Raw genomic sequence first — 24,170 nt, 5'->3', positions numbered from 1 at the left:
CGCGGTCATTCGGCCAAGTAAGCGTTCGGCTCCAAGCGCGCTTCAATGTTTCGTGAAGCCGCTCTTTCGCTTCCGTCGCGGAAGAAAATATAAAAGGAGCAGAAGCAGCGCGACGAGCGCGGGGCACCAGCGGACATCCGTCGCGACCTGCACGCGCCGACCCAGTTTAGGGTCGGCCATGGCCGCCGATAGCGACCTGAAATCGTCCAGCCGCTGATAGCCGAATCCCGCGTGCGCCGCCAGCGCGCGAAGATAGGGCTCGCGCAATGCCGACAGTTCCTCGTGCCCGCCGGCGCCCGCGCCACTTCGCGACGGCACCGACTGAATCACTTCATCGGCACGCCAGAAGCCGATGCGTACGCCTTGCGCATTCGTGTGCGGAATCGGCGCCGGTTGATCGCCGCCTACCCCGACGATCCAGCCATCGGCCTGCCCTCGCTCAATACCGCGGATGGTCGTGTCGGACGGCGCGACGGGCGGCGCCTCCTGTCCATCGGTGATAAAGACCACCGCGGCCTTCGATTCGCCGTCCGACGCCGCATGCACGGCCGAGTAAAGGCCGCCTTGCGCAATCACGCTGCTATTTGCCCAGCGCATCTGTCCGCCGATCTGATCTAGCGACGACAGTAAAGCATCGTAATGCGAACAGACTTCAACCGGAACGAAAAGCAACAGCGAACGCGTTCCCGTGAAGACACTCCAGCCGACAAGCGAACCGCAAGGCAAGCGCTGCAAGGCGTGCTGCACCGCCGTCTTCGCGAACGTCAGCCGGCTCACGGGACGCCCGTTCAGCGTGACGTCCTCGGTATCCATGCTCTGTGTAATGTCGAACGTAACGATGTAGCTCGATATGAACCGCGCACGCGCCATCGGTGGCATCCATACTGCCGCGACCAGCAGCAACGCAGCCGCGCCGAGCAATGCATATCGGCGCACGACGCCCGGCCTGCCGCCCGTGCCGGTGTTCACGGCAGTTCCTGAGGCTGCGCGCCGCGTACCCTGACGCTGCGTCGCTGCTCGATATCCTGATCGGTCTCGGTCTCGTCGGGCGATTCCGGTGCGAGACGCAGTGCGCGCTCGAGGTTGTAGCGCGCGTCCCAGTCGCTCGGATCGTCGCGTAGCAGATCGCGGTAGCGCGACTTTGCTGTTTCGAGCAACGGCAGCGATCGTAGCGGCCCGCGCGCGTCGCCGCCGGCCGATGCACGCAACGACATGTTCGCGAGATCGAAAAGCGCAGCCCGCTTAACGTCGACCGGACCGGGCTGCAGCATGAGCTCGTTGAACAGCTTGCCCGCGTTCGCCTCGCTCCCTGCGGCGGACAACGCAACAGCGCGAGCAAGACGCGCCTGCGGTGCCTCATTGGCGGGTCCGTTCGAAAGCTGCGCGACGGTTGCGCTGCGCATGGCGTCGATCGCGCGGCTCACATCGATCGCCCGCTGTAGCGCCACTGCGTAGTACACGGTAACGCCTGCGCAGCACGCTGCGGCACCACCGAACAGAATATGCATCCCTATGCGTTTCATGCGAAGCTCCGCTTCTGAACAGCACTCATGCAGATCAACGCAGCACAGCAGAATAGACCCACCGCAAAACACCGTATGCTTCTGTCCTGCCGTGGCAGTCGCTCGATGAATAGCGAACGCTGACTCTCGCGGCGCCCGATTTCGGCCATTGCGGCAGCCATCTGCTCCGCATCCTTTGCCTGATACAGGTGGTACGGTGTCCGTAGCGACTGGAAGAACCGATGCAGTTCGGCCTCGGCCGAGTGTTCGAATCGCGGTTCGATGTTGCTCAGATCGGGGCTGAAGATGCCGCTGCGCAGATAGACGAAATAAAGCGCGACGCCGTTATCGGCAAGCGCCGCAGCAATCTTTCGACGCGCGTCCGAATCGAGCCGCGCCCCGCCGTCCGAGACCAGAACGATGGCGCGTCCGCCGGCGCGCGGCCGGCCATCGAAGAGGCGCACCGCATACGACAACCCGGCGTCGAGCCGCGTATCCGGCATACCGCGCCCCACGTTGGTCGCTTCCATCGCCGCATCGACAATTCCATGATCGCGCGTGAACGGCACCGCCAGCATTGGCTGCAAACCGAACAGCACGAATGCGAAGCTGTCGTTAGGACGATGTGCCACGAAAGTGGCCAACGCGCGCGATGCGACCTGCCGCTTCGATTCGCCGGTCGAAAGCGCGCTTGAGTATTTCGCGAGCCCGCGGCCCAATTCGGCGTCCATGCTCGCGCTGCGGTCCATCAGAATCATGATTTCACCGCCGGTGCCCGTTACACGCCTTTCGAGGTTCGAGTTGCCCGGTCCCGATAGTCCAACGATGATCGAGGCAATGGCCAGCATCGCAAGAACGCGCCACAACGCGCTGACGAAGCGGCCCACCCGGTCGCCCGGCAGCCACGTCACGCACGAAAACGGCAGCGATTCGAAGTGCTGGCGCAACAGCGGCAATGCGGCGAGCGGCAGCAGCAGGAGCACCCACGGATAGGTAAAGTCAGGCATGGCATTCAATTAGCGCCGGTTGCGCCGCTCCGCGCGATATAGCGCGCGGGCAAAATCGCGCAGCGAAAAATGCTCCTGCTGCGGCCCGATGTGCGCGCCTTGAAAAAAGCGCGCGCTCGAACAGCGAAAGAACGTTTCGATCTGCGGTTCGAGCGTCTGCAAGTGCGGAGCATGCTGCATCAGTTCGGGTAATGAGCGCGCGCGCACGACGCGGCCGGCCGTCGCGTTGAACGCATCATGAATCAGCCGCCACGTCTGCGTATCGCTTTCCATCGATGCGGCGTCGCGACGTCGCAGCGCGCGCCACGTGCGTGCGAACGGCAGCGCGGCGCGCTCGCGACGCTCGCGCCATAACCACCATAGGCTCCATGCGATCACGATGCCGAACGTTGCCGAGCCCCAGATCGCAATTGCGCGCCGGATTGGCGCCACGGGCGGCGCTGGCACAATGCGGTCTCCTTGCAGCGGCGTCAGCCGGCCGACGTTCGGCGGTTCGCTCAGCGTCAACGGCGCGACCGTCACCGGCCAGTCGGGAATGTCGAGCGTTGCACCCGAGGCAAGCGGAAGCTTTAGCGCGGGAATGGTCACGGACGTGAGCTGCTCGGGTGCATTGATGATCTGATAACGCAGCACGAGCCATCGTCGTCCGGCGCTATCGGTTGAAATCGATGAAAGGCGGCGTTCGAGCCACAGCGAAATTCGGCCTGCGGATGGCGGCGCCGCGAGATCCACGCGCTGTCCATGCTGTTCGAGCAACACCTGTTGCTCTAGCACGTCGGCTATGGCATGACCGTATGCGGGAGGCTGCTGAACCGACGCTTCGGCTGCGCTAGCCATTGGACAGTTGCACAACATCGCGAACGCGCATGCAAACGCGCGCGCTAGCGTGAAACCAGACGCATGCTGGCACGCCACCACACGCAGACGCACACCGAAGTTGCCTTGCGACGCGCCGTACCTGGCGCCGTTCCGTCGTGGCGTCATGCGACTTGCTCCACGAAATAGCGGCTCAGCGCATCGGCATCGAACGTGTCGGTCATGAAGAGCGGACGCACGCCGCCCTTCGCGAAGGTATCGATAATGTGTTGCTTTCTCGCAGCCATGCCGGCACGCCATCGGTCGCGCAGCTTGTCCGTTATCCAGAGCGATCGCTGTTCGCCGGTTTCCATATCGTGTGTCGTGAGCCAACCGCGAGCCGACGGCGGCTCCACTTCCGCCGAACTCCAGACGACGATCGGCACGAGCCAGACACGCGACATCGACCGGAGCATGTCCGGCAACGCCTCGATCGGCCATTGGAAATCGGAGACCAGAAAGGCAAGACACGCGCGCTCGGCAATGCGCGCAAACGCTCTTTCCAATCCGCTTGCCCGCGACTTCGACACGGAATGCCGGTCGCGAACCTTTGCGTCGAGCAATGTCGCGCGCATCAGCGCACCGGCTCCGCGCACCTGCCGCGCCGGCAAAAACAGGTCTTCGCGCTCGCCTTCGTCGAACGCGAGCATGCCCACCCGGTCACCGTGGCGAAATGCGCTATAGCCGAGCGCCTCGGCAAACTGCGCAGCGGCATCGAGCTTCGTCGGCGCGTCCGCATCGCGACCGAAACGCATCGATGCCGACACATCGACGACCGCGTAGACCGGCACCGCGACGCGCTGCCTGTGAAGCCGCACGAGCCAGTCGCCGTGACCGCCGCGAATGCTGGCCCGGATATCGATGCGCCGCGGGTCCGGATAGTCGAAAAGCCGCGTGTGCGCGACGAATTCCTGCCCTGCGCCGACGCTCGTGCCGCGATGCGAGCCGGGCCGGGCGCCGGCTACCCGCACCGGCAGCCTGTAGTGGAACTCCTTGAGTTGCGCACGCATGGTGTTACGGCGCTGCAATGCGCGCGACGATCTGCTGCGTCAGCGCCTGTGCAAGCTCGGTGCGCCGCAGTTCGTAGATCGGCGTAAAAAACACACGATGTCCGAGCGCCGGCGTCAGCACGACATGCACGTCTTCCGGTTCGACGTAGGTGCGCCCCGCGAGCCATGCTACGACGCGCGCGGCGCGCAGCAGCATGCTCATGCCGCGCGGGCTCGCTCCTGCAAGAATCAGATTGTCGATATCGACGTCTTCGAGTTCGATGCCGTAACGCCGCGGCGATTCGGTCGCTCGCCAGATATCGAGCGCGTAACGCTCGATCGCATCGGACGTCTGCACGCTTGCCTGAATGATCGCGGCCATCGTGTTCAATTCGCGCCATGGCAACACTTCCGGCGTCACGCGCTCGACCAGCGCGTCGATATCGTGAAACGACGGATCGAATACGAGTGCGCGGCGCACATCGTCGTCGTCGGGCGTCGCCATGTTGAGTTCGAACATGAAGCGGTCGCGCGCGGCCGATGCGAGCTCGAAGGTCTCTTCTTTCTCGACCTTGTTGCGATCGGCGAACAGCGTCATATGCGGAAAGTTGTATTCGCGGTCGAATGCGAACACCGAGCGCTCGGCCATCGCGCGCAGCAACAGCGACTGCACCTGCGGGCGAGCGCGGTTGATCTCGTTGAAAAAGAATGTCGATAGCGATTCGCCGTGCTTGAGCAGTGGCCCCGGCTCGATGCGCGGCTTGCCGACCGCGTCGACATACGTGTGATAAACGAGGTCGCCCGGCATCAGATCGATCGTGCCTTCGACGCGCTCGAATTCGCCGCCAATCGCTCGTGCGATTGCCCGCAGCAGCGTCGTCTTACCGACGCCCACGCCGCCCTCGAGCAACACGTGGCCCCGCGCGAACAGCGCGATATTGATCAGGCGTACGGTGTCGTGATGCCCGATTACGGCTTTGGCGGCTTCCTGCTCGAGGTTAAGCGCATAGCTGCGCCAATCCTGCAGTTGCTCGTTCGCGCCCATCGTGTGCGTCCTCGCAATCCGCCCCGCGGCGCGCGATGCTCGCTTGTTTCATGGCCGCTCCGGCGTGTGGGTAAGGATCCGACTGCAGAATGCATTTCCCATGCCTGTAGGGCGAGATGCAGCCAAGGCCGCAAACGCATTCGAAAATGCGCCTCGGGGAAGTCAGGGTTTGTGCCAGTCTGTTCCACCGCGGAGGACACTTTGTGTCTTTTCCCCGCGCGCCGCACGCGCCTCGCGATGCGCTATTTCATCAGTTCGGCGATTCAATCAGATTGAGATCGGGGTCTCGCAAGTAGACCGAACCAATCTTTCGCGTCGCCTCCTTCGCTCGACGGGACCTCCACGATAGGCCAACCGACCTTCCCGCCAGCCTACACGATCGCCCTAAGACTCGTATAAATGAGCCTGACACCGATCACGAGCAGAATCGCACATGAAAGCTGATGAAAGAGCGTTGCATTGAGTCTGCGATTCAAGCGGATGCCCGCATATGTGCCGAGCACCGCGACGGGCGTAAGCAGAAGGCTCGTCAGCAAAGTGGTCCGTGTGAAGAGGCCAAGCATCGAAAAGCTCATCAGCTTCGCGAGGTTGACCACGGCGAAGAATGCAGCCGTGGTGCCGGCAAAACAGCGGTTGCTCAACCTGAACGGCAATAGATACATCGTCAGTGCCGGTTCGCCCGCGTTCGCCATAAAGCTCGTGAAGCCCGATGTCGCGCCCCAGAACACGCAAGAAGCCGGTCGTAGACGCGGCACCGCTTCCGTCGTCGCAACGCGGCGCGCTCCGGGTATGCGACGCCGCGCAAAATCGACGGAGATCAAACCGACAGCGAGCCGCAACCATGCTTCGCCGAGATGATGTAACGCCAGCGTGCCCGCGCCGATGCCGATAAACGATGCCGGTATGGCGAGCCGCAGCAACGGCCGGTTCCATTGACCACGGTATTGCCATAACGCGAGCAGGTCGGTCAGGCAAAGCACGGGCAAAAGAATCGCGACCACCTCCGGCACCGGCAGGTAGAGCGCCATCAGCGGCACGGTCACGACGCCGACGCCAAGGCCGAAGCCGCCCTTTGAAAGACTTGTCAGCAGAAGCGCCGGCACGCCCACAACATAAAACCAGACATTGCTTATCAGCAGAGTATTCAACATCGCATGGCGCCGCATTCAGTTCCGCGAGGAACGCGAGCCGCCATACTACGTGAGTCGGCGCTTGAATGCGAACGATTCCTATCGGCGCCTGCTACCGCTCGTTACCGTTATCGCGAGCGACGACAAGGCGTGAGCTTTCGTATCATTCGAATCGACGCTTTCATACGCATGACGGTCTTTCTCGTTACGCCTCAAAGCGCCGGCGGCAACAGCTTGCGATCGGTAAACAACGGTTATTCCGCAAAGTGATAGGCGTTCCTCCCCAAAACGCGGCGCCATCGCTATCGGCCAACGGATTTTCGACCGAACGGCCGATTCGTGCTAACCTGGCTCGCCGATGTCCTCACCCCTCGAACCTGTCGAAGAGCAAACAATGACCTCGAACGCAGTCATCGCGATTCATGGCGGCGCCGGCACGATTTCGCGAGCGTCGATGACGCCGGACGTCGAAGCGCGCTATCACGCCGAATTGCGCGCGGTGCTGGACGCCGCGCAGCGCGTGCTCGCCAACGGCGCCAGCGCGCTCGATGCCGTTACCGAGGCGGTGCGGCTACTCGAAGACTGCCCGCTGTTCAATGCGGGACGCGGCGCGGTCTTCACATCGGCAGGCAAGCACGAACTCGACGCGTCGATCATGGACGGCCGCACGCTGAAAGCGGGTGCCGTGTCGTGCGTGACGCGCGTGCGCAATCCGGTGCTCGCAGCACGGCGCGTGCTCGAATGCAGCGAACACGTGATGTTCACGGGCGACGGCGCCGAAGCCTTCGCACAGGCGCAAGGTCTGGAACTGGTCGAGCCCTCTTACTACCACACCGACGACCGACACCGGCAATGGCAGCTGGCACGCAGTCAGCAACGCGCCATGCTCGACCATGACGGCGCCACACTTGCGGCCGCGCAATCGCCAACCGCGCAAAACGAGGCGGATGCGCCGCCGCGCGAGCCGATCGATCCCGATAACAAATTCGGCACGGTCGGCGCGGTCGCCGTCGATCTGCAAGGCCATATCGCAGCCGCGACATCGACGGGCGGCATCACGAACAAGCAACCGGGCCGCGTCGGCGACTCTCCGTTGATCGGCGCGGGCTGCTACGCCGACGACGCGACCTGCGCCGTCTCCACGACAGGCACGGGCGAAATGTTTATCCGCATGGTCGCCGCCTACGACGTGGCCGCGCAGATCGCCTATCGCGGCGTGTCGCTCGATGAAGCGGCGCAAGATGTCGTGATGAATCGCTTGCCGCGCATCGACGGACGCGGCGGCCTGATTGCCGTCGACGCCCATGGCAACGTCGCATTGCCGTTCAATACCGAAGGAATGTATCGCGGTTTCGCGCGCGTGGGGGAAACCCCGGTCACGATGATCGGCCGCTGAATGCGCGAACGGTCGATGTTGCGACAGGCGTGTCAAACCTGCTTGCGACAGCGTTCGTGTGGGAATTCGCCGCTGACGAAGGTGTTTTGTTGAAGTAGACGGGACCTCGATGTCGAGCCGTTACACACACGAGGCACGGCGAACATGCGGTCGTCGCCACGAAACAGATGACAAGCGTTCAAACGTTTGATCACCCCTTGCGCGCCAAGCTTGCATATGCCCAACGACTCCATTGCCTTCGAAGATGTCATCGTTGCTTACCGGGACGCGATCGAGCGCCAACCGCTGCAATATCTGAAGACAGCGCGCAACAGCCTGCCCGGAGTCGAACAGCATACGTATTTGCTGAATTCGCAGAACTGGTCGCCTGAAGCGCTCGTCCAGCCGGCTCTGTGGCAACACGACGTCACGCTCTACGTTCCGCCCGACGCGATGCGCGAGCGCGCGCTGCTCGTCGTGAACGGCGGAACACGGCACGATCAAAGCGGTGAAGACGCTGCCCGTCCGCACGACTTTGCACACGATGTGCTCGCAACCATCGCCTGTGAAACGCGAACGGCCGTGGTGGTGATCCACGACGTGCCGAACCAGAACCTCGTCTATACCGACGACGGCCGCGCGCGTGCCGAAGACGACAGCGTTGCGCATAGCTGGGCGCTTTTTCTTGACGATCCCGCCAGACGACCGACACTGCCGTTGAACGTGCCGATGGTTGCGGCCATTTCCCGCGCGATGTCGCTGGCCGAACGCGAATTGAGCGCGCTCGGCATTCGCGCGTTTACGATCTCTGCCGTATCGAAACGCGCGTGGGCAAGCTGGCTTGCCGTCATCGCCGACACGAGAATCGATGCAATTGTGGCGTTCGCCGCCGACATTCTCGACACACGCGAGGTGCTGAACCACATGTATCGCTCGTACGGAGGTGCATGGCCAATCGCTTTTTCCCCATACTTTGCGGAGCATATCGACGAGAAGATCGACACCACGCAGTTCGATGCGTTGATGCAGATCGTCGATCCGCTCCGGTATCTTGGAACGCGCCACGCGCAAAGGCTCGACGTGCCAAAGTACATCGTCAACGCTAGCGGCGACGATCTGTTCGCGCCCGATAACGCCGGCTTCTACTATGACAGGCTAGGCGGCATCAAGACGCTGCGCATGGTGCCGAATGCTTCGCATCACGACATCAAGGATGCGACGCATCGTTCGATGACGCCGTTCGTCAACAGGCTGCAAAACGCAGTGCCGTTGCCGTCGATCAATACCACGCTAAGCCGCCAGGGCCGCGACGCGGTAGTTCGCTTCGATTCTTCGGAGCCGCCGAAAACGCTTGCGTTATGGAGCGCGACGAATCCGCACGCGCGCGATTTCCGGTTGGCGTGCGGTATTCGATATACCGCGAACCCCATTGCACCGACAGACGACGGCACGATTGACGCGCCGATTCGCGAACCCGAAACGGGCTGGAGTGCATTCTTTATCGAAGCGACCTACGCCGACGGGTTCGTCGCGACGAGCCGAACGTACATTATCGGTAGAGAAACGTACCCGATTTCGTCTCCGGCAGAGGGAAATGCGGCGTGCCGAACGATTCCAGGACGCGTCTCTGCGCGCACTGGATCCTTCAGATAAGCAGGGAAACGCGCCCGCTTACGGGCCAGCGACATTAAGCGCAGATGCGGACTAAGTGAAAACCCCTGTTGTATTCTGGCCGCGAAATCCGCGTTACAAGGGAAATCTCGAACTGTTCGTCCATTTGACGTGCTCTATGATGACGCTGCCTGTTCGATGGGCAAGCAAGCATCCAATACCGCGCGAGGCAGTTCATGGCGGCTGGCCTGCACCAGACGCGCGTACGAAACAGAAGGTTTTCGAATGCCGATTTCTCAGCTATCCAATGGGGCGTTCATGCACGGTCGCAAACCGCGCTACTGGATCGCCGGCGCATTCTTATGGGGTCTCACCAGCGTCGGCTTCGCCGAGGTCCCTGTAGCACCGCCTGGAAATCCGGCTGCGCACACATCCTCCGCGCACCCGAATAACGTTCGATCAGCCGATCGGCCCCAAACGCATTCGCACAGCCCGCGCACGAAAACAGCGCTTGCGACGAAGCCGGCAAGCACGCAAACAACGAAGCAACCCGAACAGAATTACAGTGCGGCACTCAGCCAATACCAGTTTGCGTACGGAAACGCCAATGTTCCGTTCTCGCCCCAGCCGGAGGCCGGCGCATCGACCTATGCGGGCACGACAATCGAGAGCCAGATTGTGAAGCGGAATTCGACGCAATATGGCGCCCCTGCAACGTCGGCATCGTCAGCGCGTTCGACCGCGCCCGACGACACCTGGCGCTTTATGGCGAACCCCCTCATCAACGCTACACACTCGCACGAAATCGGGGCAGCCGTTTCTGTCCGGCACGATTTCTAGCGCGACCCGCACCTACCCTACTGGCTGGCGCCGGGGCTCACCGATATGGCAATTGCTTCGGTATAGACAACCTTCACCTGATCGCCCTTCCGGATGTTCTTCATCTGCTCCGGATCTTCCACGACGACATCGACGGTATTGCCTTGTGGGCCCTTCAACGTAACGGATTTGGCCTTGGCATTAACGGAGACGACATCCGCGATCACCGTCACCTCCCGGCCGATGGTGCCGCCGGGCTTCTCACCAGGGGCGGCGCGTTTTTCGACAAGCTGCTGCGTGGCAGAGCGCGGGCCGTTCGTTTTCTCGAGACTTAGCGACATCGCCTTCCTGTATTCCATCGTGACGATGTCGCCAACCTTGAGCTGATCGAAATTGCGCGCCTCCTCGCCCACCTCAACCTCGAACACCCGTCCGCTCCTCTCTTTCAGCGTCACGGTTCGGGTTGCCGGCGCAATCGCTACGATCGTGGCGGTGACCGTGGAGGTTGCCGTCACAGACGCATTGCCCATCCCTTTTGTCACATCGACCGACGTCTGCGGCTGAGCGAGTGCCGGATGGGCCACCACGGCGAGGGTGACGACCAGCAGCCAGTTTCCGATCTTCATCGTTGTGCTCCTCGAAAGTATTAGCGCCGTCCACATGCGGACATGGCTCATGCGGAACATCATCACCAGCGGATCCTGCTTCAGCCTACTCACAGCGCTACACGAACGATAGTGGACCTTGGTCCAATTAATCATTCGAAGCTTGCATGTAGCCGCTTCGCGAATCCCCTGCCTTTAGCACATTGCCGTAGCCCTCAATTCTCATTCTCAGTTCATCAGAATTCAGACCTGTAATTCGGAACCCTTATTTAAAAAAATAGATTTTGAAAATTCAGATACAGGGCATTAAATGAATTAGCCATCAACCACACATGGAGGATGACGATGCGGCGGCGAGATTTCTTGATAAGCGCGAGCGCGGCGGCTGTCTTCGCCGCCTGCACCGGCTGCACGACGACGACCGGCAGCGGCGAAAGCGCGGCAACGGATATGGCCCGGCGTCAGTCCATCGACGCAAGCGTCGACGGTGCGCTATCGCGCCTTTACACTTCGGTCAAAGGATCGAGGGAACTCGTATCGAAGGCGCAAGGGGTTCTGGTCTTCCCGAACGTACTCCAGGCGGGATTCATTGTTGGCGGGCAGCATGGCGATGGTGCGCTACGAGTAAGCGGCGGCACTGTCGGGTACTACAGCACGACATCGGGTTCGTTTGGTCTGACTGCGGGGGCGCAATCGAAGGCGATCGTGTTTCTTTTCATGACGTCCGACGCGCTCGATCAGTTCAGGAAGTCGCAAGGCTGGACAGTTGCCGGGGACGCGTCCGTGGCGCTCGTAAAGATCGGCGCGAACGGTATGATCGATACGACCTCGGCCACTGCGCCTGTGGAAGTCATCGTCATGACGAATGCCGGATTGATGGCGGACGTCTCGCTTGCCGGCACGAAGGTGACTCCGCTCCAGATTTGAATTCGAGCAGTGGAACTGTCAACGCGGTCGCCGTGCAAAGCACCGGTGATCCGCGCCGTTCTATGGGCCGGCGATACGCGATGCGATCCGACTGTCAGATCAGGCCGCGCATTGCGGCATCGATTCGCAACCCGCCTGGCATCAGTTCCGTGCGGGGAAAGCACACGAGCACAAAAGCGCGTGTCCGGGGCGGGTCACCCGGAATGCGCGCGAAATGAAACTCGATTTCGTGGCAACCCGAGCCTTCCTTGTCGCGGACAACGTTCATCAGGTCGATGCGAACGCGTTTCGAGCTGACATACAGATGCGCCGCAGGATTAGCCAGAACGTCGCATATTCCCTTGAGCTGCAGGTCGTATGTTTTGCCCGGCATTCTGATCTCACCGAGGTTGCGCGCGTTTTCTTCCAGTTGCTTCTGCACGTGTTCGAGCTGTCCCGCCTCGTCCGCCGATTCACCGCCGACTACCGAACGCATGCCGGTGCCCTGCTGTTCCAGAAGCGTCTTGCGTGCTTGCAGCAGCGAGCGCGCTTCGTCAAGCAGTTTATTGTGATCGTTCGTCAGCTTCGCCATGCCCTCGAGCACCAGTTGGTCCATTAGACGATGTCCAATCTCGTCACGCAGTTCGGACTCGGTGCGACTGCACATGCGCACGCGATGATCCCCGAACAGCAATGAAGTCTGAGGAACGTCGTGACGGACGTCATTGCCCTGGAGCTCGACGCCGAGGAAATGCCGCTCATTCATCGCCATGCCCAGCGTCGCATAGGCTTCGGCAGAGTCGGGATTCCGGTCGAAAAACAACCGCAGTTCTTCGGCGCGCGCGAACGCCTCCAGCAACACGTCAGGCGTAGCAAAAAAAGCACGCAGGTGAAAATCGGATGACCACGCCTGCGCATCGGCGCGATGCGCAGGCGGCAATGAAGCGAGCAAGCCGTCGATGTGCTGGAGAGAACTCGATACAGCGGGCTTCAGACGCTGCTCATAGTGAGGCGCCATTTGCAGGCGCGGATGTATGGTCAGAATGCGTTCGATGCTTTCGTCGATCCGCGCTGCGTTTGGCGAGCCAGGCTGCGCACGATTCCGGTTGAGTAGCCAGTCGAGCATTGCCATCTGTCTATTCCTCGCTTCCAGCGGCGCCTCGAGAGCCACGCGAACGACGCCTGACGCACTGTTCTCTTTTGCATCCCTCAACTATTCTAGGCGTTATCGAAGCGCCAGGCGGCACAGCTTCCAACCATCCGTGCGTGAGGCCGGTGCGATCTCACGCGATCGACGCATGCAACCCGACACATCCCTTTGCGAATCCAAACGCTCTGGCAGGAACGATCACGGGTGGTTGCGTTGGCTGCCCGGCGTGACGATGCTAAGGGAATACGAGGCGAGCTCGCTGCCGAAAGACATCGCCGCCGGCCTTGTCCTGACCACCATGCTGGTGCCGGTCGGCATTGCCTATGCAGAGGCTTCGGGTGTACCGGGCGTATACGGCCTTTACGCGACCATCGTTCCGTTGCTTGCCTACGCTGTCTTCGGACCCAGCCGGATTCTCGTGCTCGGCCCGGATTCCGCCCTTGCCGCGCCGATTCTCGCCGTCGTCGCGACGATGGCTAGCGGCGATCCGTCGCGCGCGATCGCCGTGGCGAGCATGATGGCGATCGTCTCCGGCGTATTTTGCATTGCCATGGGCGTACTGCGTCTCGGCTTTGTCACCGAGCTGCTATCTAAACCGATCCGATACGGCTATATGAACGGTATCGCGATTGCCGTCCTGATCAGCCAGTTGCCGAAGCTCTTCGCTATCAGAATCGATGAGGACGGCCCCCTAAGGGGTCTCTTAAGCCTCGTTATAGGCATTGCCGACGGCAAAACGAACTGGTACAGCTTCGCGGTAGGCGCAGGCAGCCTTGCGTTGATCCTCTTGCTCAAACGCTTTGAAAAGGTGCCGGGCATCCTGATCGCGGTCGTGCTCGCGACGCTATGCGTGAGCGCGTTCGGCCTCGACAGCCTCGGCGTCAAGGTGCTCGGCAAGATTCCTCAAGGTCTGCCGTCCTTTGTCTTGCCCTGGGCGAACAGAGTCGATCTGACCAGAATCGTCATCGGCGGCTGCGCCGTCGCGCTTATATCGTTTGCCGATACGAGTGTGCTGTCGCGAACCTTTGCGGCGCGAACCCGGAGCCGCGTCGACCCCAACCTGGAAATGGTGGGTCTCGGCGCCGCCAACCTGGCGGCCGGTCTATTTCAGGGATTTCCGATCAGCAGCAGCTCTTCGCGCACGCCGGTGGCCGAAGCCGCGGGTGCCAGAACGCAACTGGCCGGTGTTGCAGGTGCGCTGGCGGTCGCCGTGCTGCTGATCGCCGCGCCGAACCTGATGCGTTACGTGCCTAACAGCGCGCTGGCCGCCGTCGTCATCGCGGCTGCCATTGGCCTCTTCGAAATCGCGGACCTCAGGCGGATCTATCGCATCCAGCAGTGGGAGTTCTGGCTTTCCATCGTGTGCTTTGTCGGCGTGGCGGTCTTTGGCGCCATTACGGGCATCTGCATCGCGGTCGCCATCGCCGTCATCGAGTTTCTATGGGATGGCTGGCGGCCTCACTTTGCGGTCCTCGGTCGCGTCGATGACGTGCGAGGCTTCCATGACATCGAGCGTTACCCGAATGCGACGCGCATTCCGGGATTACTGCTGTTTCGCTGGGACGCTCCGTTGTTTTTCGCGAACTCGGAGCTATTTCAGGAGCGCCTGCTACAAGCCGTCGACGAATCGCCGACGCCCGTGCGCAGGATCGTCGTGGCAGCCGAACCGGTTACGAGCGTGGACGTGACGTCGGCCGATATGTTGCTCGAGTTGATTCGCATACTGAACGAGCGCGGGATCACCTTGCATTTCGCCGAAATGAAGGACCCCGTGCGCGACAAGCTCAAACGCTTCGAACTGATGGAACTCGTCGGCGCCGAACGATTTCATCCGACCATAAACAGCGCCGTCGAGTACCATCTGGGCAAAAAGGAGACCCGCACGAGCGACAAGGAAGGACGCGGGTGACGCCGCGACCGCCCGTTTCGCGGCAAAGCGCCGAACGCGTCGCGTATCATTGACCGCCACTCGTCCACTGTGCGCCATGACCGTCGATCGCCCTCGCCCGCCCGTTACCGATACGCACGCAACGCGCGAGCTGCTCAATCTCGCGCATCTGCTCGTGTTCGTTCGCGTTGCGCAGCACGGCAGCGCGATGCGCGCGGCCGAGACGCTGTACCGCGCGCAGTCGGCCGTCACGCGCTCGATTCACGAACTCGAGGGTGCGCTCGGCGTGTCGCTGTTCGAGCGGCATCCGTCGGGCATGCTGCCCACACCGACCGGCCGCACGGTGCTCGAGCGTGCCCAGCGTGTATTCGGCGAACTCGAAACGCTGGCCGCATGGTGCGCGACGCGGCAGCAGGACCGGCGCCTGAACGGGCCGCGCGGCGTGCCGTCGTCGCTGCTCAATACGCGGCGTCTGCAACTGCTCGTCGAACTCGCACGCCACCGGCATATGCCGAGCGCCGCACGCGCGCTCGGCATCAGCCAGCCCGCGGTCAGCAGCGCGATCCGTGTGCTCGAGACAGGCGCGGGCTTCGAACTGTTTCATCGCAGCGCGCGCGGCCTGCAGCCCACGCCCGACGGCGAGATCTTCGTGCTTCACGTACGTCGCGCGCTAAATGAATTGCGCCACGTGCCCGATGACGTCGCGGCATTGCAGGGCACGATTCGCGGGCATGTGCTCGTCGGCGCGCTGCCGCTCGCGCGCACGCTGATCCTGCCCGCCGCAGTCGCTCGTCTGAGCAAGGCCTATCCGGGCGTGCGCGTCATTACCGACGAAAGCGCCTATGAAACGCTCGCCGTAGGCCTGCGTGCGGGCGATATCGACTTTATTCTCGGCGCGGTGCGCGAGCCCGATCCGGCAAGCGGCCTCGTCACGGAGGCTTTGATGTCCGAACCGATGGCAGTGCTGGCGCGGCCAGGTCATCCGCTCGCGAGCGTGCGCAATCTGAAGCTCAAACAGCTGACCGACATGCAATGGGTGCTGCCGCGCAGCCATTCGCCGAGCCGCGCGATTCTCGACGCGCTCTTCGAGCGCGGCCGGCTCGCGCCACCCGTACCCGCGGTCGAAACCGCCGATCTTGCGATGATTCGCGGCCTGTTGCTGCAATCGGATATGGTGGCCGCGCTTTCCGCGCACCAGATGCAGTACGAATGTGAACTGGGCCAGCTCGCGGTACTCGACGTGCCGATGCCGGACACCGAGCGCGACATCGGCTTGACGATGCGTGCATTCGCCGACCCGTCGCCGGCCGCGCGCAAGCTTATCGATGCGATTCGCGAGGTCGTCGCGCAATTCAATCCGCTTGCATCGAGGCGTGCGGTCGCCTAGCGTGTGCGGTCGCCTAGCGCGCAAGCAGGTCGAGAAAGTCCCGCCAGACAAAAGGCACGACGTCCTCGTAACGCATGCCGCGCGTTTGCATGGCATCCGCTACGCTGTCCTGCAGTTTCGCGCACGCCTCGCTCATCAGCGGGTCGAGTTTTGCGTCGCGCAGCGTCTGCGCGACTTCGCGCATCTCCTCCGCGCGCCGGCGCCCGTGTTCGGCAACCCGGCTGATCATATAGCCGGGCACATCCGCATCGTTTTGCATCTTGCCGAAGGTCTCTTTCAGCGACGCCAGCACGATTTCCTCTGCGCCGTAATGCCGCGCCGCCGCGAGACACTCAACGGATAGCGCCTCGATGCCCTTGATCATCACGCTGCGGCACATCTTGGCGGCCGACGCGACGCCGACCTTCGCCGATACGGCTTGCGCATTGCAGCCGAGTGCCTGCAGTCGTGGCGCAAGCGCTTCGGCGGTCGTGCCGCCGAGCAGCATCGGCACTTTCAGTCCATACGGCGGCACTGGCGCCATGACCGCGGCTTCGACATAGCGGGCGCCCGCCGCTTCGATGCAGCGTTGCCCGTGCTGCTTCGTATGCGGCGATACCGAGTTGATGTCGAGATACGTCTGGTCCTGCGCGATGCAGCGGCTCACTGCTTCGGCTACTTCGATATCCGAAGCAGCCGTCACCGCGGACACTATCAATTGCGCGCCGACCAACGCCTGCGCGGGATCCGGCGCCGCACGCACGCCGGCTTTACGCGCCTTGTCGCGCATGGCCTCGGCATGCGGGCGGTCAGCGTCGAGCAGGCGGTCGTACATCGACACCTGCACGCCTTTGTTCGCGAGCGCCGCGCCGAGAATACCGCCCGCTTCACCGAACCCGATGAACGCTACGCTTGCGATTGCCGTCGTACTCGCTGCATCGTGCATCGAGGTGTCTCCTTCTTTCATGTCGGGCGAGCGCTTTAGCGTCCGCCCGTATCTCGAACGACAATGCGAGGCAACGTGGCTGCGTTAAAGGTCGTCGGCCGATTCGACGTAGACCAGGCCCTTGGCCGCGAGCTTGTCGCGCATACCGTAGTAGTCGAGGCCGAGCTGGCCGGTGGCAAGCACGCTGCGCGTCTTTTCCTCTTTCACGAGACGCGCCTTTGCCGCTTCGGCAACCGCGGCGACCGTCTCGAGCGGGACCACGACAATGCCGTCGTCGTCGGCCACGATCACGTCGCCGGGACGCACGAGTTGCTGCGCGCACACCACCGGCACGTTGACCGAGCCGATCGTTTCCTTCACCGTGCCCTGCGACGAGATCGCCTTCGACCAGACCGGGAAGTCCATCTCCTTCAGCGCACGCACGTCCCGGCAGCCCGCGTCGATAATCAGACCGCGCACGCCGCGTGCAGCGAGCGAGGTGGCGAGCAGTTCGCCGAAATAGCCGTCATCGCAGGGGGACGTGGGCGCGACGACGAGCACGTCGCCTTGCTGGCATTGCTCGACGGCCACGTGGATCATCCAGTTGTCGGCCGGCGGAATCAGTACCGTCACCGCGGAGCCTGCAATCGATGCGCCCGCATAGATGGGCCGCATATAAGTGGCGAGCAGCCCGAGACGGCTCTGCGCTTCATGAACGGTCGCGCTGCCGGCGCTCCTCAGCACTTCGACCGCGGCCGGATCAGCGCGCGAGATGCGCGTTACGACGACGCCGCGCTTCATGACAGATCTCCGACCACGCTCGGCGTGACGCGCTGATACCCTTCCGCGTATTCGATGTTGCGCTTCGCGGTGATGCCGATATTGCGCTTGGCCTGCACGCCGCGCTGCAGCGCGACGCGGGTGTAGTACTCCCACAGATGCTCCTGTCCTGCCATGCATTCGATTGCCTTGCGCTTTACGTCCCATACTTCAGTGATATCGAGGAACGTGTTCGGCGACCACTCGCACTGCTCGGTCTGGTGCGGTTCGAATGCGTAGACAGGCGGCGCGCCGACAATCTTCTGGCCCGGGTTGTGGCCTTCGGCCTGCGCAATGATGCGCGCTTCCTGTGCGACGTGCATCGCGAGCGGATGATCGAAGTTATACGGATCTTTGAGCGAATGGCTCAGCACGAAAGCCGGCTGAACGTCGCGATAGACGTCGACGAGGCGCAACAGCGCTTCGTCCGATACGCGCAACGGGTAGTCGCCGAGATCGAAGAATTCGACTTCCGCGCCCAGCACGTCGGCGGCACGTTCCGCTTCCTCGCGGCGCGACGCCTTGACCTTGTCGAGCGTCATGCCTTCTTTTCGCCACAACCTGGCGGATTCGCCGCGCTCGCCGAACGACAGGCACACCACCTTGACGCGATAACCGTTTTTCTTATGCAGCGCGATCGCGCCGCCTGCCCGCCACACAAAGTCGGCGCTATGCGCGCTGACGACCAGCATCGATCTGTTCTCCGCCATCTGCAGCCCTGTACGTTGATTTATTCGAAAAAATGAAATCCAACGCTGACGATTCTAGGAGCCGTGCGCCGGCGAAGGGTACGCGAAGAACCCTCGGAGGCTATCTATTCTGTTTATTGAAACCGTTTTGAAGGCAAATCACGCATCGCTGCACGGTGCGTCTTGAGGACAGTATTCGCCGAACATCGCGGCACAGTGGTCCGATGCAAGATTTTCCGCCACGCGCGCGGCTACCGATGCGTTGGCGAATAGCGCGCTCGAAATCGGCACGCGCGAATGTGCGGGCGGCCCGACAAACCAGAGGTTGCCCGCGCCGGCCGGGCGGGTCGGCTCCGCGTTCAATCGCTGCGATAGCGCCACCGTCTCTTCGTCGCGCGCGCCGTACGCTTCGATTTCCATTTCACCTGCCTCGTTTTTAACGAGGCGTGGCGCATGAAATCCGGCGGTGACGACAATCGCATCGAATCGCTGAAAGCCCTGGCCAAAATTCACGCACCATGGCACGGCCTTGTCGGGCGGAGCAACGACATCGAGCAGCTTGCCCTTGCAGACGGACAACAGCCCGTCGTCTATCAGGCTCAGCAACTTCTTCGCGTTCGGCAAGGCGAGCGCGGTAAGGTACGGGTCGACGCGCTCGGCCATCGCGGGGTGCATTGCGCCGCGAAACGGAAACCGCGTTCCGGCGTAGATCGCATTGATCGCCTCTACAAGGTCGACCAGCAAGTCCTGCCATTGACATTGACCGTGTTCCGCAAGACGCACCTGGTCTCGCAACCGCTCGGCATAGGCGTGTGCCGTGCTGAACTGCTCGCGCCACGAAGGTCCGGCCAGGGTCGTCATGTGGTACACGAAATACTTCAGGTAGGCATACCTCAAGCCCTTCGGATACGACGCGTCGCTGCCTGGCGTCCACCGCCTGAAAAGCGATTCGAGCCACGCGCGGTCGAGGCGAAACCGCGTGTTTCTGACGGATCGGCTGCGCACCGCAGGCAGCGCGCCCGACGGCGAAACCATCGACACCTTGCAGTCCTGGCGGCACAGCAGAATCGCCGCATCGACGGCCGACAGTTTGCTGCCGACCACCAGCACGCGTGAATGTCCCGGAACCCGACGCAACATGTCGGCTTCCGGATACGGGCTGTCGATGAGACGCGGATGTCCGATGTACGGCTTCAGCGGACCGGGAATGCGGGGCGCGCCAAAGCCCGTGCAGAAAACGACGTCGGTCGCGACGAGCGAATACGACGCATCGCCGCGCTCGAGCTTCAGTTCGTGGCCGCCCGCATCGAGGACACGCACGGAACGAAAGCGATACGGCAGGTGAACGAGTTTGATGCCGCGTCGGCGCGCGAGATCGGAGAAGTGGCGGAAGCGTTCGGCGAGATAGGCGCCGATCGACGAGCGCGGCACGAACGCTTCCGGGTCGACCGATCGCCCGGTTTGACGCAGATACAGCAGAAAGTCCTGCGGGGCATCGGCGATTACAGACATGACTTCCGCCGATGTATTGCATAACAGGTCATCGTCAAGGCTTCCGAAAACGATGCCGGGGCCAATCTCGCCGGGTGCTATCACGTAAATCGTCTTCGCCGCGCGCCGTTTGACCAGCGCAATGAACGTCGCCACGCATGCGGCGCCGCCGCCAACCAGAGCCACACTATTTTCGTCCTGCTTCATCGTATCGAAGTCCTGTTTTACCGTTCGCCGGCCTGCTGCCAGCGTTTCCGTGCTTCCTGCTTTCATGCACGACGAACGATATCCGGCGCTTCCGTACCGCATCTTGAAGAATCTTGCAGGCGCGCAGCGGTGCCTCCGTGCGCCACGCCCGGTTGCAAGATTCTTCAAGACCGGGCGCTGCGCAGCCCGGTAAGCTGAAAGGGACGCGTGGTGCAGGAAATTCGCCCGGCGCCGCGGTCACGCGCCGGCATGCCCGAAATGGCGCACGTTCGCCCCGGAAAACATCGCTGCGTCAGCGCGCCGGGCAAAAACGGCAAATTTCGGTAAGGTCTTGTTTTGCGGTCCCTCGCTTTGCGTCGGGGGGTCCATCTGGAATCTGATTTCGAGGCACAGATGTCGCACGACAGCAGCGTCAAGGTTTGGCGGATGACGGATCTGCATGACGCGGAGATGCTCAAGGGTACTTATGTTCGCCACACGTATCCGTGGCACTCTCACGAGGAAATCAGCCTCGGACTGGTGCTGGAAGGCGCGATCGACCTGCGCACTCGCTCGCGTCAGGGCATCGCCAAAGCAGGCTCTTTCACGCTGATCAACGCGGAAGAAGCGCATTGCGGCACACCGGTGAACGGCGCAGGCTGGCGTTGCAGAACCATCCACCTTTCTGCGCAAATGGTGCAAAGCACCGCGGAGGATCTGCGGAGATACTCGCCGGCGTCGAGCGTCGCATTTCTTGGACCGACGTTCGACGATCCCGCCGCCGCCGGCGAGCTGCTGGAACTGCACAGACGCTCCGAGCACGATGCGTCCTCACTCGAACGTCAATCGTGGCTGGTCGCGCTGATCGCGAGACTACTGCTGCAACACTCGGAAACCGCGGTCACGCTGCCCGCGCGCGAACGTGAACCGCGTGCGGTCGAGCTCGCGCGCGGCTATCTGGTCGAAAATCTCGATGACAAGGTTACGCTGGACGCACTGGCCGCCACATCGGGCGTGCCGCCATTCCGGCTCTTGCGCGCGTTTCAGCAGTCGGTCGGACTCACGCCGCATGCTTATCAAACGCAGTCGCGCATCCGTGCGGCGTGCCGGCTGTTGCGATCGCAGCACCCGCTTGCCGACATCGCCATCGCGACCGGCTTTGCGGATCAGGCGCACCTGACCCGCACGTTCAAGGCAATCATGGGCATGACGCCCGGTCAGTATCGCCACGCGTTTCAGCCTGACTGAGCCGCTCATGCCTGCGCGTGACGACCGGTCACGCGCCACCGCGCGCCGTTAGAAGCGCGCGCGCATTCCCATCATGCCGACAATCTGATTGCCGGTCGACGAAGCCCCGCCGGAGTTGTAGATGAACGCGCTGAAATTGTGGCCGCTGACGTGCTGATAAACCCCTTCGAGATAGACATCGGTGCGCCTGGAGAGGCTGTACACCGTTTGCAGACCGATCTGATTCCACTTCGGCGACGACCCGAACGTCGAGGTGTCCGTCACATGGCCGTTCGTAAAGACGTATTCGGCGCCGACCGTCAGTTGCGGCAACACCCGGTACTTGCCGTTCAGTTCGTAGTTGTCGAAACGTACGGTTCCATTCTGCGAACCGAATGACGTCGAGCCCTGGAACTGCGTGTGCGTATAGACGAAGCCGAGCGTCGCCTTGCCGATCTCGTAGCTCACGCCTGCGCCGGCGATCCGCTGCACGTCCGCGCCGAGCACAAAGCCAGCAGTGTTGTTCGCCTGCGTTTCGTTGACATCGAGCGCGCCGGGGCTATTGATCGTGGTGTTCTTCGTGCCGTTCAGTTGAAAGTAAGCGATACCGGCCTTTAGCGGACCCTTGCTGTATGCAAGGCCGGCGCTGTAAGCACGATTCACTGCAAAGTCCGTACTATTGGAGAACGCGTACTGCGCTTCGAACTTCAAACCGGAATAAACAAGGCTCGTGTACTTCACTGTGTTGCTCAAACGATATGAGTGAGTCATGTCGTCGTTGTCGAACGGGTGAGCGAACGCGGTATCGCCGAAGTTGATCGATGTCGCCGAAAGCGGAATCAGCGTGTCGGTCAGCGCGTCGTATTGGCGGCCGAGCGTAACGGTACCGTATTTCGTGCTGTTCAGACCGACGAATGCCTGACGACCGAACAATCGCCCATCCTGAGCCGACTTGCCGTTGTTAATGTTGAACCCGCCTTCGAGCACGAAAATCGCACCAAGGCCACCGCCAAGTTCTTCTTTACCTCGCAAACCAAAGCGGCTGCCATTCACATTGCCGGTGGTCTGTCGAAACAGCGATCCGCCCTTGCCAACGTTATTCGTGTATTGGAGACCTGCGTCCAGCAGGCCATACAGCGTCACAGAACTTTGCGCGTGCGCGATCTGCGCGGCGCACATACCTGAACAGGCAATAAAATACAGACCCCGCTTCATCTCTCTCCTCTCATGTAATGGAAGGTCGAAAACCGGTTCGGTTGAGCCGGCTTATCAAGACAGTGGGCTGTAATTTATCTTTCGAGTCTGAGCCGGCGCTATACAGATGCCCTTTTTTGTTGAAAAAGCATCCTTAAAGACTGCATGTACTTAGTTTCCCGAACTATATTGGGCACGATTTCATAACATTGTTTTCGCAACGTCCTGAATACCAGACACGATGGACTGGATTTTCCGTACCGATATAGCCCGGGCGCGCTTATGAACGGTGATGCGCGGTTGCCGTGAAGGCGAAAACCGCGGGATCGCCGCTCCGAATTCGTCAAACGCTGCGTAACGCGGTCCGTTGAAACAAAGCGCGATGACGAAGGCAGGTCTGCGCGCCGGTCAGCCGCGTGGCTTGAGCCGCACCGGCATGGTGTTCGGCACCATCGTAAATGCAGACACTTCTTCGATCTTCGCCGGGTCGATTGCGAGTTCGATTTCGAAGTGCCTCGACATCATCGACAGGACGAGCCTCATCTCGACCGCGGCGAGATAACGGCCCGGACATACCCGCGGGCCGGCGCCGAACGTCAGATACGCCTTCAGTTCGTGCGCGCCCTCCGATTGCGCTCTCGGGTGCCTCCAGCGGTCGGGGTCGAACCTTTCCGGATGTGCGAAGTTCAGCGGGTCGAGCATGGCAGGGCGCGTGAGAAACAGCATGCGTGTTCCAGCCGGTATGGCTACGCCGCCGATTTGCACGTCGCTTAGCGGCTCGAAAGTCTGTATCGCGGCAACGGGTCGCAATCTGAGCGCTTCGTTGCATACGGCTTCGCACAGGTCGAGATGCTTCAATGCGTCGTAATCCGGACAGATTCCGGCTTCGCCGAACGCCGCACGCGATTGTTCGAACAGCCGCTGTTGCAGGCGGTCGTCCGCCGCAACGTACATCAGTGCCCAGGCAATGGCATTGGCCGTCGTATCCTCTCCCGCGACGAGCAGCGTTAGAACATTCGCGGAGATCTGCTCGTCGGTTACCGTTGAATCGGGCCCGTTGCGCGCGGCGAGCATCGCTTCGAGCAGATTGCGCGGCGGCGCATCGGGAGACTCGTGCATGCGCTCGCGCGTGCGCTCGATCATCTTACGGATATAGCTGTGCACCTCCGCCATGGCCCGCGCGAGTCGCCGGTCCTCGGGAAGCGTGAAATAGTGCCAGTAGGGAAAGAGCGCGGTCACGCGCCGCATGAGCGCGGGCGGCACCAGCGCCAGTTGCTCCTGGATGACGCCCCGCTCCCGTTCCAGCGTATGCGGAGTCGGAGGCCAAGCGGTCTTAGGAAGACAAAACATTCTACCAACTCCTTGGCTCACAGAACGACATGGCTACGATC

The 24,170-nt window shown here is 61.9% G+C and carries 22 protein-coding genes; 7 read left to right on the top strand and 15 right to left on the bottom strand.

The genetic code is table 11. From position 1 onward, the window contains the following. Positions 1 to 42: 42 nt before the first annotated feature. From QYH69_RS12815 to QYH69_RS12785, 7 genes are all read right to left on the bottom strand, one after another. The gene (locus QYH69_RS12815; protein ID WP_308832235.1) at positions 43 to 969 is read right to left on the bottom strand and encodes an MxaL protein; all 927 of its coding nucleotides are present in this window, start codon (positions 967 to 969) and stop codon (positions 43 to 45) included. Further along, positions 966 to 1,523 carry an MxaK protein gene (locus tag QYH69_RS12810; protein ID WP_308832234.1) on the bottom strand — a complete coding sequence of 186 codons (558 nt, stop codon included), beginning with the start codon at positions 1,521 to 1,523 and terminating at the stop codon, positions 966 to 968. The genes QYH69_RS12815 and QYH69_RS12810 overlap by 4 nt, the downstream gene beginning before the upstream one ends. After that, a complete protein-coding gene (locus tag QYH69_RS12805; protein ID WP_308832233.1) occupies positions 1,520 to 2,518 on the bottom strand; it encodes a vWA domain-containing protein in 999 nt (332 codons plus the stop codon). Before QYH69_RS12805 ends, QYH69_RS12810 begins: the two co-directional genes overlap by 4 nt. Further along, positions 2,519 to 3,493 carry a hypothetical protein gene (locus tag QYH69_RS12800; protein ID WP_308832232.1) on the bottom strand — a complete coding sequence of 325 codons (975 nt, stop codon included), beginning with the start codon at positions 3,491 to 3,493 and terminating at the stop codon, positions 2,519 to 2,521. Then, complete coding sequence (locus QYH69_RS12795) at positions 3,490 to 4,374, bottom strand: DUF58 domain-containing protein (RefSeq protein ID WP_308832231.1); 885 nt, start codon at positions 4,372 to 4,374, stop codon at positions 3,490 to 3,492. Before QYH69_RS12795 ends, QYH69_RS12800 begins: the two co-directional genes overlap by 4 nt. Before the next feature lie 4 nt (positions 4,375 to 4,378). After that, positions 4,379 to 5,398, bottom strand: a complete 1,020-nt coding sequence (locus QYH69_RS12790) for a MoxR family ATPase (RefSeq protein ID WP_308832230.1) — start codon at positions 5,396 to 5,398, stop codon at positions 4,379 to 4,381. Positions 5,399 to 5,769: 371 nt separating this feature from the next. Next, complete coding sequence (locus QYH69_RS12785; RefSeq protein WP_308832229.1) at positions 5,770 to 6,549, bottom strand: sulfite exporter TauE/SafE family protein; 780 nt, start codon at positions 6,547 to 6,549, stop codon at positions 5,770 to 5,772. A 373-nt stretch (positions 6,550 to 6,922) separates the two neighbouring features. On the opposite strand from QYH69_RS12785, the gene QYH69_RS12780 reads away from it, so the two are divergent. The 3 genes from QYH69_RS12780 to QYH69_RS12770 all read left to right on the top strand — a co-directional run bounded on the left by QYH69_RS12780 (position 6,923) and on the right by QYH69_RS12770 (position 10,354). Next, a complete protein-coding gene (locus QYH69_RS12780) occupies positions 6,923 to 7,924 on the top strand; it encodes an isoaspartyl peptidase/L-asparaginase (protein WP_308832228.1) in 1,002 nt (333 codons plus the stop codon). Positions 7,925 to 8,140: 216 nt separating this feature from the next. Then, positions 8,141 to 9,556, top strand: a complete 1,416-nt coding sequence (locus tag QYH69_RS12775; protein WP_308832227.1) for a PhoPQ-activated protein PqaA family protein — start codon at positions 8,141 to 8,143, stop codon at positions 9,554 to 9,556. A 156-nt stretch (positions 9,557 to 9,712) separates the two neighbouring features. Beyond that, positions 9,713 to 10,354: a hypothetical protein gene (locus tag QYH69_RS12770; RefSeq protein WP_308832226.1), complete on the top strand. Its 642-nt coding sequence runs from the start codon at positions 9,713 to 9,715 to the stop codon at positions 10,352 to 10,354. Between the two features lie 17 nt (positions 10,355 to 10,371). Here the strand turns inward: QYH69_RS12770 and QYH69_RS12765 are convergent, their stop codons facing one another. Beyond that, positions 10,372 to 10,959: a hypothetical protein gene (locus QYH69_RS12765; RefSeq protein ID WP_308832225.1), complete on the bottom strand. Its 588-nt coding sequence runs from the start codon at positions 10,957 to 10,959 to the stop codon at positions 10,372 to 10,374. 324 nt (positions 10,960 to 11,283) lie between these two features. Between QYH69_RS12765 and QYH69_RS12760 the strand changes: the two genes are divergently transcribed. Further along, positions 11,284 to 11,865: a YSC84-related protein gene (locus QYH69_RS12760; RefSeq protein ID WP_308832224.1), complete on the top strand. Its 582-nt coding sequence runs from the start codon at positions 11,284 to 11,286 to the stop codon at positions 11,863 to 11,865. A 94-nt stretch (positions 11,866 to 11,959) separates the two neighbouring features. On the opposite strand, the gene QYH69_RS12755 is transcribed toward QYH69_RS12760, so the two are convergent. Beyond that, positions 11,960 to 13,015, bottom strand: a complete 1,056-nt coding sequence (locus QYH69_RS12755; RefSeq protein WP_308832223.1) for a hypothetical protein — start codon at positions 13,013 to 13,015, stop codon at positions 11,960 to 11,962. A gap of 127 nt (positions 13,016 to 13,142) precedes the next feature. Between QYH69_RS12755 and QYH69_RS12750 the strand changes: the two genes are divergently transcribed. Then, the gene (locus QYH69_RS12750) at positions 13,143 to 14,903 is read left to right on the top strand and encodes a sulfate permease (protein ID WP_308832222.1); all 1,761 of its coding nucleotides are present in this window, start codon (positions 13,143 to 13,145) and stop codon (positions 14,901 to 14,903) included. A gap of 76 nt (positions 14,904 to 14,979) precedes the next feature. Then, positions 14,980 to 16,269, top strand: a complete 1,290-nt coding sequence (locus QYH69_RS12745) for a LysR family transcriptional regulator (protein WP_308832221.1) — start codon at positions 14,980 to 14,982, stop codon at positions 16,267 to 16,269. Positions 16,270 to 16,282: 13 nt separating this feature from the next. Here QYH69_RS12745 and QYH69_RS12740 read toward each other — a convergent pair whose 3' ends face one another. The 4 genes from QYH69_RS12740 to QYH69_RS12725 form a co-directional block, all read right to left on the bottom strand. Further along, positions 16,283 to 17,194 (bottom strand): DUF1932 domain-containing protein, encoded by a 912-nt coding sequence (locus tag QYH69_RS12740; protein WP_308832220.1) that lies wholly within the window; start codon positions 17,192 to 17,194, stop codon positions 16,283 to 16,285. Positions 17,195 to 17,278: 84 nt separating this feature from the next. Further along, positions 17,279 to 17,974 carry a 4-carboxy-4-hydroxy-2-oxoadipate aldolase/oxaloacetate decarboxylase gene (locus tag QYH69_RS12735; protein WP_308832219.1) on the bottom strand — a complete coding sequence of 232 codons (696 nt, stop codon included), beginning with the start codon at positions 17,972 to 17,974 and terminating at the stop codon, positions 17,279 to 17,281. Further along, positions 17,971 to 18,702 (bottom strand): PIG-L deacetylase family protein, encoded by a 732-nt coding sequence (locus QYH69_RS12730; protein ID WP_308832218.1) that lies wholly within the window; start codon positions 18,700 to 18,702, stop codon positions 17,971 to 17,973. Before QYH69_RS12730 ends, QYH69_RS12735 begins: the two co-directional genes overlap by 4 nt. A 138-nt stretch (positions 18,703 to 18,840) precedes the next feature. Further along, a complete protein-coding gene (locus tag QYH69_RS12725) occupies positions 18,841 to 20,379 on the bottom strand; it encodes an FAD/NAD(P)-binding protein (RefSeq protein ID WP_308832217.1) in 1,539 nt (512 codons plus the stop codon). 393 nt (positions 20,380 to 20,772) lie between these two features. On the opposite strand from QYH69_RS12725, the gene QYH69_RS12720 reads away from it, so the two are divergent. Further along, positions 20,773 to 21,606: an AraC family transcriptional regulator gene (locus QYH69_RS12720; protein ID WP_308832216.1), complete on the top strand. Its 834-nt coding sequence runs from the start codon at positions 20,773 to 20,775 to the stop codon at positions 21,604 to 21,606. A 48-nt stretch (positions 21,607 to 21,654) separates the two neighbouring features. Here QYH69_RS12720 and QYH69_RS12715 read toward each other — a convergent pair whose 3' ends face one another. Both QYH69_RS12715 and QYH69_RS12710 read right to left on the bottom strand, forming a co-directional pair. Then, complete coding sequence (locus tag QYH69_RS12715) at positions 21,655 to 22,800, bottom strand: porin (RefSeq protein ID WP_308832215.1); 1,146 nt, start codon at positions 22,798 to 22,800, stop codon at positions 21,655 to 21,657. A gap of 387 nt (positions 22,801 to 23,187) precedes the next feature. Beyond that, on the bottom strand, positions 23,188 to 24,129 hold the full coding sequence (locus QYH69_RS12710; RefSeq protein ID WP_308832214.1) for a cytochrome P450: 942 nt from the start codon (positions 24,127 to 24,129) through the stop codon (positions 23,188 to 23,190). Between the last annotated feature and the right edge of the window lie 41 nt (positions 24,130 to 24,170).

Origin of the sequence: Paraburkholderia sp. SARCC-3016, from assembly GCF_031119615.1 — a bacterium.
GTDB lineage: Bacteria > Pseudomonadota > Gammaproteobacteria > Burkholderiales > Burkholderiaceae > Paraburkholderia.
This window is presented reverse-complemented; position numbering and strand designations above follow the sequence as displayed.

Excerpts from the sequence above, each read along its gene's own strand:
- QYH69_RS12790 (WP_308832230.1), bottom strand. The coding sequence starts at position 5,398 with ATGGGCGCGAACGAGCAACTGCAGGATTGGCGCAGCTATGCGCTTAAC.
- QYH69_RS12775 (WP_308832227.1), top strand. The coding sequence starts at position 8,141 with ATGCCCAACGACTCCATTGCCTTCGAAGATGTCATCGTTGCTTACCGG.
- QYH69_RS12795 (WP_308832231.1), bottom strand. The coding sequence starts at position 4,374 with ATGCGTGCGCAACTCAAGGAGTTCCACTACAGGCTGCCGGTGCGGGTA.
- QYH69_RS12760 (WP_308832224.1), top strand. The coding sequence starts at position 11,284 with ATGCGGCGGCGAGATTTCTTGATAAGCGCGAGCGCGGCGGCTGTCTTC.
- QYH69_RS12715 (WP_308832215.1), bottom strand. The coding sequence starts at position 22,800 with ATGAAGCGGGGTCTGTATTTTATTGCCTGTTCAGGTATGTGCGCCGCG.
- QYH69_RS12765 (WP_308832225.1), bottom strand. The coding sequence starts at position 10,959 with ATGAAGATCGGAAACTGGCTGCTGGTCGTCACCCTCGCCGTGGTGGCC.
- QYH69_RS12730 (WP_308832218.1), bottom strand. The coding sequence starts at position 18,702 with ATGGCGGAGAACAGATCGATGCTGGTCGTCAGCGCGCATAGCGCCGAC.
- QYH69_RS12785 (WP_308832229.1), bottom strand. The coding sequence starts at position 6,549 with ATGTTGAATACTCTGCTGATAAGCAATGTCTGGTTTTATGTTGTGGGC.
- QYH69_RS12810 (WP_308832234.1), bottom strand. The coding sequence starts at position 1,523 with ATGAAACGCATAGGGATGCATATTCTGTTCGGTGGTGCCGCAGCGTGC.
- QYH69_RS12780 (WP_308832228.1), top strand. The coding sequence starts at position 6,923 with ATGACCTCGAACGCAGTCATCGCGATTCATGGCGGCGCCGGCACGATT.
- QYH69_RS12720 (WP_308832216.1), top strand. The coding sequence starts at position 20,773 with ATGTCGCACGACAGCAGCGTCAAGGTTTGGCGGATGACGGATCTGCAT.
- QYH69_RS12750 (WP_308832222.1), top strand. The coding sequence starts at position 13,143 with ATGCAACCCGACACATCCCTTTGCGAATCCAAACGCTCTGGCAGGAAC.
- QYH69_RS12740 (WP_308832220.1), bottom strand. The coding sequence starts at position 17,194 with ATGCACGATGCAGCGAGTACGACGGCAATCGCAAGCGTAGCGTTCATC.
- QYH69_RS12800 (WP_308832232.1), bottom strand. The coding sequence starts at position 3,493 with ATGACGCCACGACGGAACGGCGCCAGGTACGGCGCGTCGCAAGGCAAC.
- QYH69_RS12745 (WP_308832221.1), top strand. The coding sequence starts at position 14,980 with ATGACCGTCGATCGCCCTCGCCCGCCCGTTACCGATACGCACGCAACG.
- QYH69_RS12710 (WP_308832214.1), bottom strand. The coding sequence starts at position 24,129 with ATGTTTTGTCTTCCTAAGACCGCTTGGCCTCCGACTCCGCATACGCTG.
- QYH69_RS12735 (WP_308832219.1), bottom strand. The coding sequence starts at position 17,974 with ATGAAGCGCGGCGTCGTCGTAACGCGCATCTCGCGCGCTGATCCGGCC.
- QYH69_RS12770 (WP_308832226.1), top strand. The coding sequence starts at position 9,713 with ATGGGCAAGCAAGCATCCAATACCGCGCGAGGCAGTTCATGGCGGCTG.
- QYH69_RS12725 (WP_308832217.1), bottom strand. The coding sequence starts at position 20,379 with ATGAAGCAGGACGAAAATAGTGTGGCTCTGGTTGGCGGCGGCGCCGCA.